Origin of the sequence: Sphingomonas sp. URHD0057 (assembly GCF_000620665.1) — a bacterium.
Classification (GTDB): Bacteria; Pseudomonadota; Alphaproteobacteria; order Sphingomonadales; family Sphingomonadaceae; genus Sphingomicrobium.
The window spans coordinates 305,900-325,022 of sequence record NZ_JIAU01000006.1; the positions used below are offsets into that span (position 1 = coordinate 305,900).

The following is a 19,123-nucleotide window of genomic DNA, read 5'->3' on the forward strand; positions in this document are numbered from 1 at the left end:
GCTCCGCCGCACGGTGACGTGCGCGCCGGGGCTTTTCCCGTCCTCTCCGGGACAGGGCCCGAACCGGCGCACGGGCTCCACGCATTGGAGAGGAAAATCGGGAGGCAGCGCTCCACGACAACTCTCGGCCGTGGCCGAGGACCATTTGCGGGGCGCCACAGGTGCGTCCCCGCGCAGCGCAGGGAACACCATGGCGACCAAAGCGATCGAGGCACCGGCCAAGCGGCAAACCCACACTGCCGCCGCTCGGCGAATCCGCAAGATCTTCGGCAACATCCACGAAATCTCCGAGATGCCGAACCTCATCGAGGTTCAGCGCGAGAGCTACGAGCAGTTCCTCCGCTCGGACCCCGCGACCGGCTATGTGTCGGGCCTCGAGAAGACCCTTCGCTCGGTATTCCCGATCGTCGATTTCGCCGGAACGGCGCACCTCGATTTCGACCATTACGAGCTGGAGCATCCCAAGTACGACACCGACGAGTGCCGCCAGCGCGGCCTCACCTATGCCGCGCCGATGCGCGTCACGCTGCGCCTGACCACCTTCGAGATCGACCCAGAGACCGAGGCCAAGTCGGTCATCGATATCAAGGAGCAGGACGTATACATGGGCGACATGCCGCTCATGACCATGAACGGCACCTTCATCATCAACGGCACCGAGCGCGTCATCGTCAGCCAGATGCACCGCTCGCCGGGCGTCCTATTCGACCATGACCGCGGCAAGACCCATTCTTCGGGCAAATATTTGTTCGCCGCGCGGGTCATCCCGTACCGCGGCAGCTGGCTCGACTTCGAGTTCGACGCCAAGGACATCGTCAACGTCCGCATCGACCGCAAGCGCAAGCTGCCGGTGACCGCGTTGCTTCACGCCCTCGGCATGCCGAGCGAGGAGATCCTCAACACCTTCTACAAGCGCGTAACCTACACGCGCGGCAAGAACGGCTGGCAGATCCCGTACAGCGCCGAAGCCTGGCGCGGCCAGAAGCCGATGCACGAAGTGGTCGATGCCGACAGCGGCGAGATCATCTTCAAGCTGGGCGAGAAGATCACTCCGCGCCGCGCCAACCAGGCAGGCAAGGACGGGGTCAAGAACGTTCTCATCCCGACCGAGGAAATCTTCGGGCGCTACTCGGCGTACGACCTCATCAACGAAAAGACCGGCGAGATTTATATCGAGGCCGGCGACGAGGTGACGCCGGAGAACCTGGCCAAGCTCGACGACGCCAAGACCAACAAGCTCGAGCTGCTCGACATCGACTACGTCAACACCGGCCCGTGGATCCGCAACACGCTCAAGGCCGACAAGAGCGAGGACGGCGACAGCGCGCTGGCCGACATCTACCGCGTCATGCGCCCCGGCGAGCCGCCGACGCGCGAGACCGCCGATGCCCTGTTTTACGGCCTCTTCTTCGACCCCGAGCGCTACGATCTTTCGGCGGTCGGCCGCGTCAAGCTCAACATGCGCCTTGGCCTCGATGCCGAGGACACCGTCACGACCCTGCGCAAGGAAGACATCCTCGCGGTCGTCCAGGAGCTGGTGAACCTCAAGGACGGCAAGGGTGAGATCGACGACATCGACAATCTCGCCAACCGCCGCGTCCGCTCGGTCGGCGAGCTGCTTGAGAACCAGTATCGCGTCGGGCTGCTGCGCATGGAGCGCGCGGTTAAGGAGCGCATGTCGAGCGTCGACGTGTCGACCGTGATGCCGAACGATCTGATCAACGCCAAGCCGGCGGTCGCCGCGGTCCGCGAGTTCTTCGGCTCCTCGCAGCTGTCGCAGTTCATGGACCAGACCAACCCGCTGTCGGAAGTGACCCACAAGCGTCGCGTTTCGGCGCTCGGGCCCGGCGGCCTGACCCGCGAGCGCGCGGGTTTCGAGGTCCGCGACGTCCACCCGACCCACTATGGCCGGATTTGTCCGATCGAGACGCCGGAAGGCCCGAACATCGGCCTCATCAACAGCCTTGCGAGCTTCAGCCGCGTCAACAAGTACGGTTTCATCGAGACGCCCTACCGCAAGGTCGTCGATGGCAAGGTGACCACGGACGTCGTCTATCTCTCGGCGATGGAAGAAGCGAAGCACACGATCGCCCAGGCGAACGCCGAGCTTACCAAGACCTTCACGTTCGCCGAGGAGATCATCTCGGCCCGCCGTAACGGCGAGTTCCTGATCGCCCCGCGCGAGCAGATCACGCTGATGGACGTCAGCCCCAAGCAGCTGGTGTCGGTCGCCGCCTCGCTCATTCCGTTCCTCGAGAACGATGACGCCAACCGCGCCCTGATGGGCTCGAACATGCAGCGTCAGGCAGTGCCGCTGCTGCAGGCGGAAGCGCCGCTGGTCGGCACCGGCATGGAGGAGACGGTCGCGCGCGATTCCGGCGCCGCCATCGCCGCCCGCCGCACCGGCATTGTCGATCAGGTCGACGCCGCGCGCATCGTCGTTCGTGCCACCGGCGACCTGAAGCCCGGCGAATCCGGCGTCGACATCTATACGCTGATGAAGTTCCAGCGCTCGAACCAAAACACCTGCATCAATCAGCGCCCGCTGGTGAAGGTCGGTGACACGGTCGAAGCCGGCGAGACGATCGCGGACGGCCCGTCGACCGAATATGGCGAGCTAGCGCTCGGCCGGAACGTGCTCGTCGCGTTCATGCCGTGGAACGGCTACAACTACGAGGACTCGATCCTGATCTCTGAGCGGATCGTCAAGGACGACGTCTTCACCTCGATCCACATCGAAGAGTTCGAGGTCATGGCCCGCGACACCAAGCTCGGGCCCGAGGACATCACCCGCGACATTCCCAACGTCGGCGAGGAAGCGCTGCGCAACCTCGACGAGGCGGGCATCGTCTACATCGGTGCCGAGGTCGAGCCGGGCGACATCCTGTGCGGCAAGATCACGCCGAAGGGCGAAAGCCCGATGACTCCGGAGGAGAAGCTCCTCCGCGCCATCTTCGGCGAAAAGGCCTCGGACGTGCGCGACACGTCGCTGCGCCTGCCGCCGGGCGTGGAGGGCACGGTCGTCGAGGTGCGCGTGTTCAACCGCCACGGCATCGACATCGATGACCGTACGCGGGCCATTCAGACCGAGGAGAAGGAGCGGCTCAAGAAGGACGCCGACGACGAGCGCGGAATCCTTAATCGCGCGACCTTCTCGCGTTTGAAGGAAATGCTGCTGAAGCAGGTCGCGACCGCGGCGCCCAAGGGCATCAAGAAGGGCTCGACCCTCGACGATGCGACGATCGAGGCCGCCGAGCGTCACGACTGGTGGAAGATCGCCGTCAAGGACGACAAGCGTCAGTCCAACATCGAGGCGCTCAAGGGCCAGTACGACGAGGCGATCGCGGTCATCAACCGGCGCTTCGAGGACCGGGTCGAGAAGCTTGAGCGTGGCGATGAGCTGCCGCCGGGCGTGCTCAAGATGGTCAAGGTGTTCGTCGCGGTGAAGCGCAAGCTTCAGCCGGGCGACAAGATGGCCGGGCGCCACGGCAACAAGGGCGTGATCAGCCGCATCCTGCCGATCGAGGACATGCCGTTCCTCGAGGACGGAACTCATGCGGACATCGTCCTCAATCCGCTCGGCGTGCCGAGCCGGATGAACGTCGGCCAGATCTTCGAAACACACCTCGGCTGGGCGTCGCGCGGCCTGGGTCGCCAGATCCAGGAAATGCTCGACGGCATGCACGAGCGCGGCAAGGATATCGGCGGCAAGGACGTCAAGGCGATCCGCGCGAAGCTGAAGGACATCTACGGCGACGGCTACGTCAAGGAACTCGACGCTCGGGACGATGAAGCAATCATCGACCTCGCGTCGAACCTCACCGCCGGCGTTCCGATGGGCACTCCGGTGTTCGACGGCGCGCGCGAGCCCGATGTCAGCGCGATGCTGGAGAAGGCGGGGCTCGACACGTCGGGCCAGGTCGTCCTGTTCGACGGCCGCACCGGCAACCCGTTCGATCGCAAGGTGACCGTGGGCTACATCTACATGCTGAAGCTCCACCACCTCGTGGACGACAAGATCCACGCCCGCTCGATCGGCCCGTACAGCCTGGTCACCCAGCAGCCGCTGGGCGGCAAGGCGCAGTTCGGCGGCCAGCGCTTCGGCGAGATGGAGGTGTGGGCGCTGCAAGCGTACGGCGCCGCCTACACGCTGCAGGAGATGCTGACGGTCAAGTCCGACGACGTCATCGGCCGGACCAAGGTCTACGAAGCGATCGTCAAGGGCGACGACACCTTCGAAGCGGGCATTCCCGAGAGCTTCAACGTGCTGGTCAAGGAAATGCGCTCGCTCGGCCTCAACGTCGAGCTGGACAGCATCGCGGACCCGGACGCCGAGCAGCCCGCCCTCGCCGCCGAATAATACAAGGATCAACCCAACCCCTCCCCCAAGCGGGAGGGGTCAGGAGCTAAAAATGAACGAACTGACGAACTTCGCAAACCCGATCGCCAAGCCTGAGACCTTCGACGAGATCCGCATCGGGATTGCGTCACCGGACAAGATCCGCAGCTGGTCCTTCGGCGAGATCAAGAAGCCGGAAACGATCAACTACCGCACGTTCAAGCCCGAGCGTGACGGCCTGTTCTGCGCGCGCATCTTCGGCCCGATCAAGGATTATGAGTGCCTGTGCGGCAAGTACAAGCGCATGAAGTACAAGGGCATCGTGTGCGAGAAGTGCGGCGTCGAGGTGACCGTCTCCAAGGTCCGCCGCGAGCGCATGGGCCATATCGAGCTCGCCGCCCCAGTCGCCCACATCTGGTTCCTGAAGAGCCTGCCGAGCCGCATCGGCCTGCTGCTCGACATGCAGCTCAAGCAGCTCGAGCGCGTGCTCTATTTCGAGAGCTACGTGGTGATCGAGCCGGGCCTGACCGCGCTCGAGAAGTACCAGCTGCTGACCGAGGATGAGCTACTCGCCGCGCAGGACGAATATGGCGAAGACGCCTTCTCCGCCGGGATCGGCGCCGAGGCCGTCAAGCACATGCTGATGGACCTCGACCTGGCGGGTGAGAAGGAAATTCTGCTCAAGGAGCTGGCGGAGACCAAGTCGGAGCTGAAGCCCAAGAAAATCATCAAGCGCCTCAAGGTCGTCGAGAGCTTCCTCGAGTCCGGCAATCGGCCCGAGTGGATGATCCTGGAAGTCGTCCCGGTCATTCCGCCCGAGTTGCGCCCGCTGGTGCCGCTGGACGGCGGCCGCTTCGCGACGTCGGACCTCAACGACCTCTATCGCCGCGTCATCAACCGCAACAACCGCCTGAAGCGGCTGATGGAGCTGCGCGCGCCGGACATCATCGTCCGCAACGAAAAGCGCATGCTCCAGGAAGCGGTCGACGCCTTGTTCGACAACGGCCGCCGCGGCCGCACCATCACCGGCGCCAACAAGCGACCTCTGAAGTCGCTGTCCGACATGCTCAAGGGCAAGCAGGGCCGATTCCGCCAGAACCTGCTCGGCAAGCGCGTCGACTATTCCGGCCGCTCGGTCATCGTCACCGGTCCGGAGCTGAAGCTCCACCAGTGCGGCCTGCCCAAGAAAATGGCCCTAGAGCTGTTCAAGCCGTTCATCTACTCGCGCCTCGACGCCAAGGGCCTCAGCATGACGCTGAAGCAGGCGAAGAAGTGGGTCGAGAAGGAGCGCAAGGAAGTCTGGGACATCCTCGATGAGGTGATCCGCGAGCATCCGGTGCTCCTGAACCGCGCGCCGACGCTCCACCGCCTCGGCATCCAGGCGTTCGAGCCGGTGCTGATCGAGGGCAAGGCGATCCAGCTTCACCCGCTGGTCTGCGCCGCGTTCAACGCGGACTTCGACGGCGATCAGATGGCGGTCCACGTGCCGCTGAGCCTCGAAGCGCAGCTTGAAGCGCGCGTGCTGATGATGTCGACCAACAACATCCTCTCGCCCGCCAACGGCAAGCCGATCATCGTGCCGTCGCAGGACATGGTGCTGGGCCTCTATTACCTCTCGATCGAGAAAGAGGGCGAACCGGGCGAGGGGATGATGCTGTCCGACATGGCCGAGGTCCACCAGGCCCTCGCCGCCGGCGCAGTCACGCTGCATTCGAAAATCATCAGTCGGGTTCCCCAGACCAATGAGGCGGGCGAACAGGAAATGAAGCGGTTCGAGACGACCGCGGGCCGCATGCTGCTCGCCGAGACTCTACCCAAGAGCCACAAGGTTCCGTTTGAGACCGTCAACCGGCTGCTGACCAAGAAGGAAATCGGCGACGTCATCGACATCGTCTATCGCCACACGGGGCAAAAGGAGACGGTGCTGTTCGCCGACGCCATCATGGCGCTCGGCTTCCGTCACGCGTTCGCCGCCGGCATTTCCTTCGGCAAGGACGACATGGTCATCCCGGCCGCCAAGGAAGGGCTCGTCGAAGAGACGCGCGCGCTGGTGAAGGATTACGAGCAGCAGTACCAAGACGGCCTGATCACCCAGCAGGAAAAGTACAACAAGGTGATCGACGCCTGGTCGCGTTGCGGCGACCAGGTCGCCACCGCGATGATGAAGGAAATCTCGGCCACTCCGAAGCAGGACGACGGCCGCGAAGCTCCGGTCAACTCGATCTACATGATGGCGCACTCCGGCGCCCGTGGCAGCCAGGCACAGATCAAGCAGCTCGCCGGCATGCGCGGCCTGATGGCCAAGCCGTCGGGCGAGATCATCGAGACGCCGATCATCTCGAACTTCAAGGAGGGCCTGACCGTCCTTGAGTACTTCAACTCTACCCACGGTGCTCGCAAGGGTCTTGCCGACACCGCGCTCAAGACGGCGAACTCGGGCTACCTGACCCGCCGTCTCGTCGACGTGTCGCAGGACGCGGTGATCATCGAGGATGATTGCGGTACCGACCGCGCGCTCGAGATGCGGGCAATCGTCCAGGGCGGCGCGACCATCGCGTCGCTCGGCGACCGCGTGCTTGGCCGCACCACCGCCGAGGACATCGTCGATCCCAAGACCAGCGACGTCATCATCCCCGAAGGGGCTTTGCTCGACGAGGCGATGGTCCTGAAGATCGAGGAGATCGGTCTGCAGGGCGTGAGGATCCGCTCGCCGTTGGTCTGCGCCTCCAAGCAGGGCGTTTGCGCCAAGTGCTACGGGCGCGATCTCGCCCGCGGCACGCCGGTCAACATCGGCGAGGCGGTCGGCGTGATCGCCGCCCAGTCGATTGGCGAGCCGGGCACCCAGCTGACGATGCGGACCTTCCACATCGGCGGCGCCGCGCAGCTCAACGAGCAGTCGAACCTCGAATCGCCGGTCGACGGCACCATCGAGTTTCGTGACATGCCGACGATCGTCGACCCGCGCGGACGGCATTTGTCGCTGTCGCGCTCGGGCGAGATCGCGATCCTCGACATGGACGGGCGCGAGCTGTCGACGCACCGCGTGCCGTTCGGCGCGCACCTGCTGTGCGAGAGCGGACACATCGTCAGCCGCGGCGACCGCATCGCAGAGTGGGACCCGTCGTTCAGCCCGGTGATCACCGAAAAGGCCGGTACCGTGAAGTACCAGGACCTGATCGAGAACCGGACGATGACTGAGGTGGTCGACGAATCGACCGGCATCACGCAGCGCGTGGTTACCGACGACACGGGCAGCAAGTCGAAGAAGGAGGCGCTGCACCCGCGGCTCACCCTGACCGGCGCCAAGGCAAAGGAAGCAGGCGTCTATCGCCTGGCAGCCGGAGCCATCGTTGCGGTCGAGGACGGGCAGTCCGTCGAAGCCGGCGAAGTGCTGGCGCGCATGCCGCGCGAAGCGGCGCGTACCCGCGACATCACCGGCGGTCTGCCCCGCGTTGCCGAGCTGTTCGAGGCGCGCAAGCCCAAGGAGAATGCGATCATCGCCAAGGTGAGCGGCAAGGTCACCTTCATGCGCGACTACAAGGCCAAGCGGAAGATCGCGATCGTCCCCGACGACGGTTCGGAGCCGGTCGAGTATCTGGTGCCGAAGTCGAAGCTGATCGAGGTCCAGGAAGGCGATTACATCAAGCGCGGCGAAAATCTTGTCGGCGGTTCACCCGATCCGCACGACATCCTTGAAGTGCTCGGGATTGTCGCGCTCGCGGAATATCTCGTGAGCGAGATCCAGGAGGTCTATCGGCTGCAGGGCGTGAAGATCAACGACAAGCACATCGAAGTGATCGTTCGCCAGATGCTGCAGAAGGTCGAGATCACCGATAGCGGCGACACCACGCTGCTGCCGGGCGAGCAGGTCGATCGCGAGGAAATGGATGAGATCAACTCCGCCCTAGAGAAGAAGCAGAAGAAGGCCGAAGGCAAGCCAGTGCTCCTGGGCATCACCAAGGCGAGCCTGCAGACCCGCAGCTTCATCTCCGCGGCCTCGTTCCAGGAGACCACGCGCGTCCTCACCGAAGCCGCCGTCCAGGGCAAGGTCGACAACCTTCAGGGTCTCAAGGAGAACGTGATCGTCGGACGCCTCATCCCGGCCGGCACCGGCGCCGGCATGAACCGCCTGCGCGTCGCCGCCTCGTCCCGCGATACGGCCCTGCGCGCAGCGCAGCGCCGGATGCAGGAAGCGTTGATCGCGCCGGACTCGGCGGAAGAGCTGCGTGCGGCCGAGAACGCGCGTTCGCCGCGGGACAACACCGGCACCGGTGATGATCCGCTCGGCGAGGTCGTGCCCAGCGGCCACGGTCTCGATGCCGACGCCGGAGACTATCTGCAGAAGTAGTTCCGGCAGAGAGCGCAAACAAAAACCCCGCCGGAGCGATCCGGCGGGGTTCTTTTTTGGCTAGACTAGCGGATCAGCAGCGGCCGCCGTGCATCGCATTTTCCGTGCAGGTCGCGGCCGAATTGACGTCACTCGCCGCGCCGCGGACGGTGTTACAGGCGGCGATCCCGAGAGAGCCGCCAATCAAGAGCACCGTCACCAACTTCCGAACCATGATCGTTCCTCCATTCTGGATACGGAACGATCATGGCTAGCGGAAGCATTTTGTCTAGCGGCTTAACAGCTCTTGGTGCCGTTGATCGCGTTTTCGGTGCAATTCGCGACCGAGTTGACATCGCGAGCCGCGCCGCGAACGGTGTTGCACGCCGCCATCGCGAGCGCGGCGCCAATCAGGCCGACAGTCAGAACCTTCTGGAACATTGTTGTTCTCCTTTACGTGACGGCTGAAACTAACGCGGACGCACAGGAACGGGTCCATTCCGCCAGCGTTATTTTGTCCTCGCGCGATGGAGTGTGTGATGCGCAAGGCGATCCTGTCACTGCTGTTGCTGCTTCCGGCCTGTGCAACCAGCACGACCGGAGTCCATCCGCTGCGCCCCCTCGAAATCCCCACCGCGCCTTATCAGGCATTCGTCACGGCGGCACTGCCGGGAAGCTTGCTGTACGAAGGCAATTGCCTGCTGTTCCGGGACGAAGCGACCAAGTCCTATCTGATGCCGGTATGGCCGATCGGGAGCAGCTTCAACGGGACCGCCATCCTCGTTCACCAGCCCGGCAAGACCGATCAGCGGATCATGATCGCCGAGGAATTCCTGATGGAAGGTCAGCCGCTGCAATGGTCGGCGCTCAGCGGGGCGGCTTATGCGCCGTTCCTCCAGCAATGCGGGGTGCAGCCCTTTTTCGTGAGCTCGGTGCGCCCGGCGAACTGAGCTACACCGCGACCGGGGCCGCGATGTGCGGATGCGGGTCGTAGTTTTCGACGACGAAATCCTCAGCCTCGTAATCGAACAGGCCCTGCCCGCGGTCCTTGATCACCAGGCGCGGCAGCGGGCGGAACTCGCGGGTTAGTTGCAAGCGCGCCTGCTCGAGATGGTTCGAGTAGAGGTGGCAATCGCCGCCGGTCCACACGAACACGCCGGGCTCGAGCCCGCATTCGCGGGCCAGCATGTGCGTCAGCAGCGCATATGAGGCGATATTGAAGGGCACGCCCAGGAACAGGTCGGCGCTGCGCTGGTAGAGCTGGAGATTGAGCCGGCCGGCGGCGACTTGCGTCTGGAACAGACAATGGCACGGAGCGAGTGCCATCCGGGCGATTTCGCCGGGGTTCCAGGCGGTGACGATCTGGCGCCGCGAATAGGGATCGCGCTTGATCAGCTGGACCAGGTTGGCGATCTGGTCGACGTGGTGCCCATCTCCCGTCTCCCAGTCGCGCCATTGCTTGCCGTAGACCGGTCCGAGATCCCCATTCTCGTCCGCCCATTCGTCCCAGATGCGAACATTGCGGTCCTTGAGCCAGGCGATGTTCGTGTCGCCGCGCAGGAACCACAACAGCTCGACGATGATCGAACGCAGATGCAGCTTCTTGGTCGTGAGCAGAGGGAAGCCGTCGGCGAGGTCAAACCGCATTTGCGCGCCGAACCATGACAAGGTGCCCGTTCCGGTGCGGTCCTCCTGCGCAATCCCTTGGTCGAGGATCCGCTGCATCAGCTCGAGATATTGGCGCATCGCGAGGACACACTAGTCAGACCCAATTCGGAGTAAAAGGGCCGCAGTTGCTCCGTTTCGGAGAAAGTTCGGTTCAATATCGATGCGGTTCAAGTGGCGGGACGCGCTCCGCGCCCTAGGGTCCAGGCATGCGTTATCAGCGTGCCGAAACCCCGCTGAAGCTCGACGGCCTGGCCGCGGCGCAGTCCTTCTTCGCCGGCTGCCTCGCCCAGGGCGATCCCGCACGGGAGGAATTGTGGGTCGCGCATACCGACGAGCGCGCCCGATGCATCCACGTTTCGCGCCATCAAGGCGATGAGTCCGGGGGCAGCTTCCCGCTCAAAGCCATTATCGCCGACGCCGTAACGCACGGCAGCTCCGGCATCGTGCTGGCGCACAATCATCCGAGCGGGGACGCGCGGCCGAGCGATTCCGACTGCCGGGTCACGCGCCGCCTCGCGATCGCGGCCGAAGCCCTCGACTGTGCGATCCTCGATCATCTGGTATTCGCCGGCGATCAGTACACCAGCTTCCGCGAAATGGGCCTGCTCTAGCCGTCGCAGGCCTTGATCTGCGCCGGCGCCGGACGCGGGCGCGCAAGGCGGAAGGCCATGAAATAATCGTCGCCGCCTGGCAGCGGCTTGAACTTGACCGGATCGAGACCGAGCGCGGCAAACTCGCATTTGAGCTGCTGTGGCGGGATGCCGTGATGCTTCACCGCGCGGTTGGAGTCGACGACGATCGCCAGGCCGTCCGGCTTCAGGCCCTCGCGCAAATGCCACAGGAAGGCATAGGGCGACTGCACCTCGTGATACATGTGGACCAGAAACGCCCGGTCGAACGACTGGCCGGGGAGCATCGGATTGTCCGGGGTGCCGAGCTTGACGGCGACGTTGTCGAGGCTCTCGCGCTGGACCCGGTCGCTGAGCTCATCGCGCACGTCGGACATGATGTCTTCGGCCAGGACCCGGCCCTTGGGCCCGACGACGCGCGCCAGCCGGACCGTGTAATAGCCCTCCCCCGCCCCGACGTCGGCGACCGACATGCCCGGCGTAACCCCGGCCAGCTGCATGACGTCCTCGGCCTCGCCGAGACGGTCGCGCGCATCCTCGGTCGAGAAGGAATCGCCGACGATCGGCGCGACGTCGCGGTGGGCATTCGGGAACGGCGGATCGCTCGGCTGTGCCCGGCACGAGCAAAGCAGGACCAGCGCCGCGGCCGATGCTGCCTTAGTCCACATCATCGTCCTCGACCTCGACGGTTTCGCCGGTCACCCATTGCGAGAGCGCCGCGGCCATGAAGCGATCGAGGTCGCCGTCGAGGACGTCGCTCGGCGCGGTCGACGTCACCCCGGTCCGCAGGTCCTTCACCAGCTGATAGGGCTGGAGCACGTAGGAGCGGATCTGGTGGCCCCAGCCGATGTCGCTTTTGGCGGCATTGGCGGCATTGGCTTCCGCTTCGCGCTTCTGCAGCTCGGCCTCGTAGAGCCGAGCCTTCAATTGTTTCATCGCCTCGGCGCGATTCTTGTGTTGCGAGCGCTGGTTCTGACACGCGACCACGATTCCGCTCGGGACGTGGGTAATACGCACCGCGCTGTCGGTGGTGTTGACGTGCTGCCCCCCGGCTCCCGAGGCGCGGTAGGTGTCGATCCTCAGGTCCGCCTCATTGACCTCGATGTCGATGTCGTCGTCGACCTCGGGATAGACCCACACGCTGGCGAAGCTCGTGTGGCGCCGGGCGTTCGCATCGTAGGGGCTGATGCGTACCAGTCGGTGCACGCCGCTCTCGGTCTTCAAATTGCCGTAGGCATTCTCGCCCTTGATCAGGATCGTCGCCGACTTGATCCCCGCCTGCTCGCCCGAATGATGGTCGATCAGCTCGACCTTGAAGCCATGGCGCTCGCCCCACCGGCTGTACATGCGCTGGAGCATACTCGCCCAGTCCTGGCTCTCGGTGCCGCCGGCGCCGGCGTTGACCTCGACGTAGGCGTTGTTGGCATCGGCTTCACCGGCGAGCAGCGCCGCGACCTTGTCGCGCTCGGCGCGCTCGGCGAGCTCGGCGAGGCTGTGGACGCCGTCGTCCACCAGCGCCGCATCGCCCTCGCTTTCGGCAAGCTCGATCAGCTCGGAGGTATCGGCGAGCTCGCGCTCGATCGCCCGCGTCGCGGTGATCGCCTCATCGAGCCGCCGCCGCTCGCGCATCACCTCCTGCGCCGCCTTCGGGTCGTCCCACAGCGTCGAATCCTCGACCCTGGCGTTGAGCTCGTCGAGGCGCTTGAGCGCCCGGTCCCAGTCGAGGAACCGGCGCAGCAGCGCGGTCGCGGCATTGATCTGATCGATATGCGTTTGCGCTTCGGCGCGCATTGTCAAACCTTCACGGAAGCATTCGAAAACGGCTCTATTGGAGGCTGTTCTCGATTGGCAAGGAGTCAGGCAAGGAGGATTGCCGATCGCCCTCGTCCCGTTGCTGCTGAAGTTGCTGGATCCGCGCCTGCAGTTGTTGGCGCTGCTGCTCCAGATTGTACGGATCGCCGGTCGCGCCGCGATAGCTTCGGCGCGGTTCGGTCTGCGGCTGGAACGCCTCCCAGATCACCGACGACTTGGGATCGTCGGTCACCGGGAAAACGCCGAACACCTTCTTGCCCGAAGCACGGTCGATGCGCACCCAGCGGATGCCGGGCGGAGCTACGAACGGCGTCTTCGGCTGATCGTTGAGCGCGGTCTGTGCCCATTGCTTGAATACCGGAGCGGCGATGCGGCCGCCCTGCGCATAGCCGCCCATCGGCCGCGGCTGGTCGTAGCCCATGTAAATGCCGGCGACGACGTCCGGCGTTCCGCCGACGAACCAGACGTTGGTCGGCCCGTTGGTCGTGCCCGTCTTGCCGAACAAAGGCCGATTGAGGTCGCGAAGCACAACCGCGGTGCCGCGAGTGATCACGCCCTCCATGATGTGGACCATCTGGAACGCGGCCATTGGATCGAGCAGCTGGCGCGTGCGGTTCGGCGGCCGCGGCATCGCTTTGCCGTCCCAATCGGCGGCATTGCAGATTTCCATCAGGGCACAACGATTGTCGCTGCGATAGATGATCTTCCCGTTACGGTCCTCGACATAGTCGATGGTCGTCGGCTTCACCGAGCGGCCCTGATTGGCGAGAACCGCATAGGCATTGACCAGCTTCGAGACGGTGGTGTCGCCGGCGCCCAGCGCGAACGACAGGTAGTTTCCATAATCGCCGACGCCCAGCTTGCGCGCGGTGTCGGTGATTTTCTGCATACCGACGGTCGAGGCGGCGCGGACCGTCATCAGGTTGCGCGACTGCTCGACGCCCCAGCGCATGGTGTGCGGCCCGGCCGAGCGGCGGTCGAAATTGACGAAGCATTTGTTGCCGAGCCCGGCGCCCTGCCAGACGCAGAATGGCGCATCGAGCTCGATGGTCGCCGGCGTGAACCCATTCTCGAGTGCCGTCACATAAACGACCGGCTTGAACGCCGATCCCGGCTGCCGGAGCGCCTGAACCGCGCGGTTGTAGCTGGATCCGACGACGTCGAAGCCGCCCTGCATGGCGAGGACTCGGCCCGTGTGAACCTCCTCGGCGACCATGCCCCCGGAGATTTCAGGGATCGACTTCAACTGGTAGCTGCCGGCACCGCTATCCTTGACGATGACGATCATGCCGGGCTTGAGCGAATTGAAGGCGGCGCCGCCGACGTTGCGAACCGGCATGGATGCGGCTGAAGCGGGCAAGGTTCCCGTGCTTCCGTTGGCGAATCCGACCGATGCCTGGCCATCGCTCTTCGAGAGCACGACCGCTTTCTTCCAGTCGACGTAGCCGGTCCCGACCGGCGCCCGGTCGAGCTGTCCGGCCCAGTCGCCCTTGGCGAGGTCGATGGTCATGTTGAGGTCCCGCCAGCCGCGGCCGCCGTCGAACCGGACGAGCCCGTCCCGAAGCGACTGGGCGGCGGCATCCTGCAGCTTGGGGTCCATCGACGAGCGAACCCACAACCCTCCCGCATAAAGACTGTTGGGCCCCTTGTCGGGGCTCTCGCCAAACTGCTTGATCAATTCGCGCCGGACCTCCTCCATGAAATAGCCGCCCTGCTGGCGGAACTTCTCGCTGCTGCCGTAGCGGATGGTCCCGAGCGGCTGGGTGGCGGCGGCCTTCCATTGCTCCTCGGTGATGTAGTCGTTGCGGGACATCTCACGCAGCACGTAGTTGCGGCGGTCGAGTGCCTTCTGCGTCGCGCGGGTCGGATCGTAATTGGCTGGCGCCTTGGGCAGGACCGCGAGATAGGCCGCCTCGGGCAAGGTCAGCTCGTTGACGTCTTTGTCGAAGTAGGCGCGCGAGGCGGCCTGGACCCCGTAGGCATTGCGGCCGAGAAAGATGGAGTTGAGGTAGAGCTCGAGAATCTGCTCCTTGGAGAGCGTCGATTCGAGCCGGAAGGCAAGGATCGCTTCGCGCACCTTGCGGCCGACGTTGTAGCTCGAATCCTTGAGCAGATACTTGGCGACCTGCTGGGTGATCGTCGATCCGCCTTTGGCGCGCCCGCCGCCCGTGACGCTCTTGATCGAATAGTCGGCGACCGCGCCGATCAGGCCGGTGAAATCGATGCCGTGATGCTTGAAGAAGCCCTTGTCCTCGGCGGAGATGAAGGCGTGAACGACGAGCGGCGGGTATTCATCATAGCTGAGCTCGACGCGCCGCTCGCGGGCAAAGGTCTGGACCGGGGTTCCGTCATAGCCCCGGACGTTGGTCGGCAGCGGCGGCTGGTATGCCAGGAGCGTTTCCGACGAAGGCAAGCCGCTGGCGAAATAGATCCACATCGCGGCGAACAGGGAGAACAGCCCGGCGAAGGTCCAGGTGCCGCGGCGGACCCACTTGTTCTCCCACCACGGGTCGATCCGCTCGTGCACCCTCTCATTGAAGGCGACGAGATCGGGCAGCTCCCACTGGGGGACGTTCAGACGCTCGAACTTCATTCGACGCGGCGTCTAGCCTTTTCAGCCCAAGGCCGAAAGCGGGTTAATGCCGCGAGCGCGCGGCGACGTCCGCCTCGATCGCCTGGGCGAGCGCAAGCGCGATGGCCGACCGGTGCCAGGCATCGCGCAGAAGCACTTCGTCGTCGGCGTTGCTGATATAGCCGGCCTCGAACAGCACGGCGGGGGTGGCCGCCCGGCGGAGCACGTGGAAGGCGGCGAAGCGGTGCGGCTGCGGCCTGAGCTCGAAGCGGCCCACCGCTTTGTTGACGAGACGCGAAGCAAGGTCGGCCGAGGCACTCATCTGCGAACGCATGGCGAGATCGGACAGGATCGCCTGAACCGGCCCGCCCGGCGCATCGGTAACCGTTCCGGCATTCTGCGCCGCAGCGAAATGCGCGGCCTCCGCATCCGAGGCGATATCCGACAGGGAATAAACGCTCGCTCCGCGGGCCAACCCGTTGGGGGCGCTATCCATGTGCAGCGAGACGAACATCGCCGCGTTCAGCCGCCGCGCGACGGCGGCGCGCTCCTCGAGCGTTAGGTAGCGGTCGTCGTCGCGAGTCATTGCGACCCGGACCCGGCCGCGCTTGACCAGATCGTCGCGGAGCTCGCGTGCGAGCGTCAGCGTGAGATCTTTTTCGGCGATATCGCCGGAGACGCCCTTCGCACCGGGATCGCGGCCGCCGTGTCCGGCATCGATGACCACGATCGGCCGGCCCCGCGCCAGGGGTGACCCGTAGATGCGGTCGTTGGCGGGCGGCGGGACATGGACCGTCAGGCTCGGCTGAGCCGTCGCACCGCTCCGAGCGGCAATCGTCGCGAGCAGCGCCGAAGCGGCGACAGCGGCTGCCACCGCCCCCGCCAGCGTCCGTCGGCTCGTCGTCGCCGTTGCCATTCGCCCCTGCCAACCCGTTGAAGTCCAAGCCAATGTATCACGTCAAAATGGTTAATGGGGAATTATCCACGTTTTCCGCCGGAAACCTCGGCGGCGTGGTTGCGGCCACCGGCCACCGATGCTAACCGAAGTTTGATCTTCGGCACTCGTCGAGGAATTCGTGCCGCAGCAGTGTGATTGTTCGCGGCTGCACAAGGTTGATGCTTACATGATGCCACGAAGCGCCTCTCGCCCCAGTAAAATGGCGACGACCGGCGTGTTTCTCGCGCACCGCCGCGGGATGGCGACTGGAGCAGACGCACTTTCAACACCATCCGCCATCGCTTCGTGCGTGGCCCCAATTTTAGCGCGCCCCGGCATTACGCCGCCGGATCGGCGCGCTCGGAGAATATTCAATGTCCATGCGCATGCTGATCGATGCGCGCCACCGGGAAGAGACCCGGGTCGCGGTCGTCAAAGGGAACCGGATCGAGGAGTTTGACTTCGAGTCCGTCGAGCACAAGCAGCTCAAAGGGAATATCTATCTCGCCAAGGTGACCCGCGTCGAACCGTCGCTCCAGGCGGCGTTCATCGATTATGGCGGAAACCGTCACGGCTTCCTCGCCTTCAGCGAAATCCACCCGGATTATTATCAAATCCCCAAGGCCGACCGCGATGCGCTGCTGCGCGAGGAAGCGGAGCATGCGGCCGAGGAAGAGCGGCTGCGTTCCGCCGAGCTCGAAGGGGTCGATGAACGGCAATCGGTTGAGGAAGAGGCTGACGGCGAACCCGAACTAGCCGAAGCGACCGCCACGTCGACCGCGGCCGAAACCACGACCGAGGCGGGGACCGGTTCCAACCGCTCGCCCGTCGACGAGTCCGCCGCGGACGAGCTGCGTCGCAAGCGCCAGAACCTGCGCCGCCGCTACAAGATCCAGGACGTGATCCAGCGCCGTCAAGTGCTGCTCGTCCAGGTCGTCAAGGAGGAACGCGGCAACAAGGGCGCGGCGCTGACCACCTATCTGTCGCTCGCCGGCCGCTATTGCGTGCTGATGCCCAACACCAGCCACGGCGGCGGCATTTCGCGCAAGATCGCCAACGGGCCAGACCGCAAGCGCCTGAAGTCGATCATGACCGATCTCAAGCTGCCTTCGACCATGGGCTTGATCGTCCGCACCGCGGGCCTGTCGCGCACCAAGGTCGAGATCAAGCGCGACTTCGATTATCTCGCGCGCCTCTGGGACGAGATCCGCGAGCGCACTCTGGGCAGCACCGCGCCCGCGCTCATTTACCGCGACAGCGACCTCATCAAGCGCGCGATCCGCGACCTCTATCATCGCGAGATCGAGGAAGTGATCGTCGAGGGCGAGGAAGGCTACAAGGCGGCGCGCGGCTTCATGAAGCTGCTGATGCCGAGCCACGTCCGCCGCGTGAAGCAGCACATCGAAAGCACGCCGCTGTTCCAGCGCCACGGCGTCGAGGACCAGCTATCGGCGATGTACCAGCCGATCGTCCAGCTGAAGTCCGGCGGCTATCTGGTCATCAACCCGACCGAGGCTCTGGTCTCGATCGACATCAACTCGGGCCGCTCGACCCGCGAGCATAATATCGAGCAGACCGCCTTCGCCACCAACCTCGAAGCGGCGGCCGAGATCGCCCGCCAGCTGCGGCTGCGCGACATGGCCGGCCTGGTCGTCATCGACTTCATCGACATGGAGCAGTCGAGCCACGTCCGCAAAGTCGAGAAGGCGATGAAGGACGCGCTGAAGAACGACCGCGCGCGGATCCAGGTCGGGCGCATCTCGAGCTTCGGCCTGATGGAAATGAGCCGGCAGCGACTGCGCACCGGCGTGCTCGAAGCATCGACCAAGCCCTGCCCGCATTGCGAAGGCACGGGCCTGATGCGCACCGCCGCTTCGGCGGGGCTCAGCGCGCTGCGGATGGTCGAAGACGAGGCCGCGCGCGGGCGCGGTGAGAAGATCCTGCTTCGCGCCGGACGCGAGGCCGCGGTCTATGTGCTCAATAAAAAACGTTCGGAGTTGGCCGACATCGAGGAGCGCTATGGCGTCTCCATCGAGGTGGCCATCGACGAAGGCTTCGAGGGCGCGCGGATGACGGTCGAGAGCTCCGGCCCGCGCCCAACCGTCGTGCCTCGCCCCGAGCCGGTAATGGCCGAAGAGCCGGATGACGACGAGCCGCTGCTCGACGAGGAAGAGGACGAGGAGGAGACCGTCGAAATCTCGCTCGAGGGCGAGGACCGGGCCGAAGCGGGAGAAGGCGAGCGGGGCAGTCGTCGCCGCCGTCGCCGTCGCCGTGGCGGCCGCGGCCGCGGCCGCCGCGACGAGGAGGGCCAGCTGCCGCAGGACGCGCAAGCCGACGAGCCGGAAGCGACCCGCGCCGAGCCCGAGGCGGTCGCCGAACAAGACGAGGCTCCCGCCGAGCCTGCCCGGAAACGCCGCCGCCGCGGACGCAAGACCGGTGGCGAGGAGGCGATCGCGGCAGTCGAACCCGACAGCTCGCCGATGGTCGAACGGCCGATCGACGAGGAGCCGGCGATCGCGAAAACTGCTCCGGCCGAGGAAGCGAAACCCAAGTCGCGCCGGCGCAAGCAAGCTCCGGAAGCGGATGTCACGGTGCCGGAGCCTGCTCCCGCCGAGGCTCCGCCCGCCGAAACGGCCGAGCAGCCGGCTCCGGCCGCCAAGCCGTCGCGCTCAAGGAAGAAGAAGGCCGAGCCTGGCCCGGCCGACCTTGTCGAACCGGAACCGGGTGTTCCCGCCGCCAATAACGACACCGCAGCGGCCGACGATGCAGACGGGCCGCGGCGCAGCGGCTGGTGGCAGCGCACCTTCGGTTAACCGAACATCCGGTCCACCGTGCCCTC

At 65.1% G+C, this 19,123-nt stretch carries 12 protein-coding genes; 5 read left to right on the forward strand and 7 right to left on the reverse strand.

Going from position 1 to position 19,123, the window contains the following annotated elements:
- Nucleotides 1-190 precede the first annotated feature (190 nt).
- Nucleotides 191-4,360 carry a DNA-directed RNA polymerase subunit beta gene (gene rpoB / locus N539_RS0105495; RefSeq protein WP_028969453.1) on the forward strand — a complete coding sequence of 1,390 codons (4,170 nt, stop codon included), beginning with the start codon at nucleotides 191-193 and terminating at the stop codon, nucleotides 4,358-4,360.
- Between the two features lie 52 nt (nucleotides 4,361-4,412).
- A complete protein-coding gene (gene rpoC, locus N539_RS0105500; protein ID WP_028969454.1) occupies nucleotides 4,413-8,687 on the forward strand; it encodes a DNA-directed RNA polymerase subunit beta' in 4,275 nt (1,424 codons plus the stop codon).
- Between the two features lie 73 nt (nucleotides 8,688-8,760).
- Here rpoC and N539_RS0105505 read toward each other — a convergent pair whose 3' ends face one another.
- Nucleotides 8,761-8,901: an entericidin EcnAB gene (locus tag N539_RS0105505; protein ID WP_028969455.1), complete on the reverse strand. Its 141-nt coding sequence runs from the start codon at nucleotides 8,899-8,901 to the stop codon at nucleotides 8,761-8,763.
- Nucleotides 8,902-8,963: 62 nt separating this feature from the next.
- The gene (locus N539_RS18405; protein ID WP_156029776.1) at nucleotides 8,964-9,107 is read right to left on the reverse strand and encodes an entericidin EcnA/B family protein; all 144 of its coding nucleotides are present in this window, start codon (nucleotides 9,105-9,107) and stop codon (nucleotides 8,964-8,966) included.
- A 98-nt stretch (nucleotides 9,108-9,205) separates the two neighbouring features.
- Between N539_RS18405 and N539_RS0105515 the strand changes: the two genes are divergently transcribed.
- Nucleotides 9,206-9,616, forward strand: coding sequence for a hypothetical protein (locus N539_RS0105515; RefSeq protein WP_028969456.1), 411 nt, complete (start codon nucleotides 9,206-9,208; stop codon nucleotides 9,614-9,616).
- A 1-nt stretch (nucleotide 9,617) separates the two neighbouring features.
- Here the strand turns inward: N539_RS0105515 and N539_RS0105520 are convergent, their stop codons facing one another.
- Nucleotides 9,618-10,412: a thymidylate synthase gene (locus N539_RS0105520; protein WP_028969457.1), complete on the reverse strand. Its 795-nt coding sequence runs from the start codon at nucleotides 10,410-10,412 to the stop codon at nucleotides 9,618-9,620.
- Between the two features lie 128 nt (nucleotides 10,413-10,540).
- Between N539_RS0105520 and N539_RS17680 the strand changes: the two genes are divergently transcribed.
- The gene (locus tag N539_RS17680; protein ID WP_051531473.1) at nucleotides 10,541-10,945 is read left to right on the forward strand and encodes a JAB domain-containing protein; all 405 of its coding nucleotides are present in this window, start codon (nucleotides 10,541-10,543) and stop codon (nucleotides 10,943-10,945) included.
- On the opposite strand, the gene N539_RS15665 is transcribed toward N539_RS17680, so the two are convergent.
- The 4 genes from N539_RS15665 to N539_RS15675 are packed head-to-tail and all read right to left on the reverse strand — an operon-like array spanning nucleotide 10,942 to nucleotide 16,221.
- Nucleotides 10,942-11,631, reverse strand: a complete 690-nt coding sequence (locus N539_RS15665; protein WP_231462894.1) for a class I SAM-dependent methyltransferase — start codon at nucleotides 11,629-11,631, stop codon at nucleotides 10,942-10,944. The genes N539_RS17680 and N539_RS15665 overlap by 4 nt on opposite strands.
- Nucleotides 11,621-12,754, reverse strand: a complete 1,134-nt coding sequence (gene prfB, locus N539_RS0105535) for a peptide chain release factor 2 (RefSeq protein WP_028969458.1) — start codon at nucleotides 12,752-12,754, stop codon at nucleotides 11,621-11,623. The genes N539_RS15665 and prfB overlap by 11 nt, the downstream gene beginning before the upstream one ends.
- 34 nt (nucleotides 12,755-12,788) lie before the next feature.
- Nucleotides 12,789-15,368 (reverse strand): PBP1A family penicillin-binding protein, encoded by a 2,580-nt coding sequence (locus N539_RS15670; RefSeq protein ID WP_051531475.1) that lies wholly within the window; start codon nucleotides 15,366-15,368, stop codon nucleotides 12,789-12,791.
- A gap of 43 nt (nucleotides 15,369-15,411) precedes the next feature.
- On the reverse strand, nucleotides 15,412-16,221 hold the full coding sequence (locus N539_RS15675; RefSeq protein ID WP_197018353.1) for an N-acetylmuramoyl-L-alanine amidase family protein: 810 nt from the start codon (nucleotides 16,219-16,221) through the stop codon (nucleotides 15,412-15,414).
- A 437-nt stretch (nucleotides 16,222-16,658) separates the two neighbouring features.
- Between N539_RS15675 and N539_RS0105555 the strand changes: the two genes are divergently transcribed.
- The gene (locus tag N539_RS0105555; RefSeq protein WP_028969459.1) at nucleotides 16,659-19,097 is read left to right on the forward strand and encodes an Rne/Rng family ribonuclease; all 2,439 of its coding nucleotides are present in this window, start codon (nucleotides 16,659-16,661) and stop codon (nucleotides 19,095-19,097) included.
- Nucleotides 19,098-19,123: the final 26 nt, after the last annotated feature.

Bases quoted from the DNA above. Each gene is read 5' to 3' on its own strand.
- rpoB (WP_028969453.1), top strand. From the start codon at position 191: ATGGCGACCAAAGCGATCGAGGCACCGGCCAAGCGGCAAACCCACACT.
- rpoC (WP_028969454.1), top strand. From the start codon at position 4,413: ATGAACGAACTGACGAACTTCGCAAACCCGATCGCCAAGCCTGAGACC.
- N539_RS0105505 (WP_028969455.1), bottom strand. From the start codon at position 8,901: ATGGTTCGGAAGTTGGTGACGGTGCTCTTGATTGGCGGCTCTCTCGGG.
- N539_RS18405 (WP_156029776.1), bottom strand. From the start codon at position 9,107: ATGTTCCAGAAGGTTCTGACTGTCGGCCTGATTGGCGCCGCGCTCGCG.
- N539_RS0105515 (WP_028969456.1), top strand. From the start codon at position 9,206: ATGCGCAAGGCGATCCTGTCACTGCTGTTGCTGCTTCCGGCCTGTGCA.
- N539_RS0105520 (WP_028969457.1), bottom strand. From the start codon at position 10,412: ATGCGCCAATATCTCGAGCTGATGCAGCGGATCCTCGACCAAGGGATT.
- N539_RS17680 (WP_051531473.1), top strand. From the start codon at position 10,541: ATGCGTTATCAGCGTGCCGAAACCCCGCTGAAGCTCGACGGCCTGGCC.
- N539_RS15665 (WP_231462894.1), bottom strand. From the start codon at position 11,631: ATGTGGACTAAGGCAGCATCGGCCGCGGCGCTGGTCCTGCTTTGCTCG.
- prfB (WP_028969458.1), bottom strand. From the start codon at position 12,754: ATGCGCGCCGAAGCGCAAACGCATATCGATCAGATCAATGCCGCGACC.
- N539_RS15670 (WP_051531475.1), bottom strand. From the start codon at position 15,368: ATGAAGTTCGAGCGTCTGAACGTCCCCCAGTGGGAGCTGCCCGATCTC.
- N539_RS0105555 (WP_028969459.1), top strand. From the start codon at position 16,659: ATGTCCATGCGCATGCTGATCGATGCGCGCCACCGGGAAGAGACCCGG.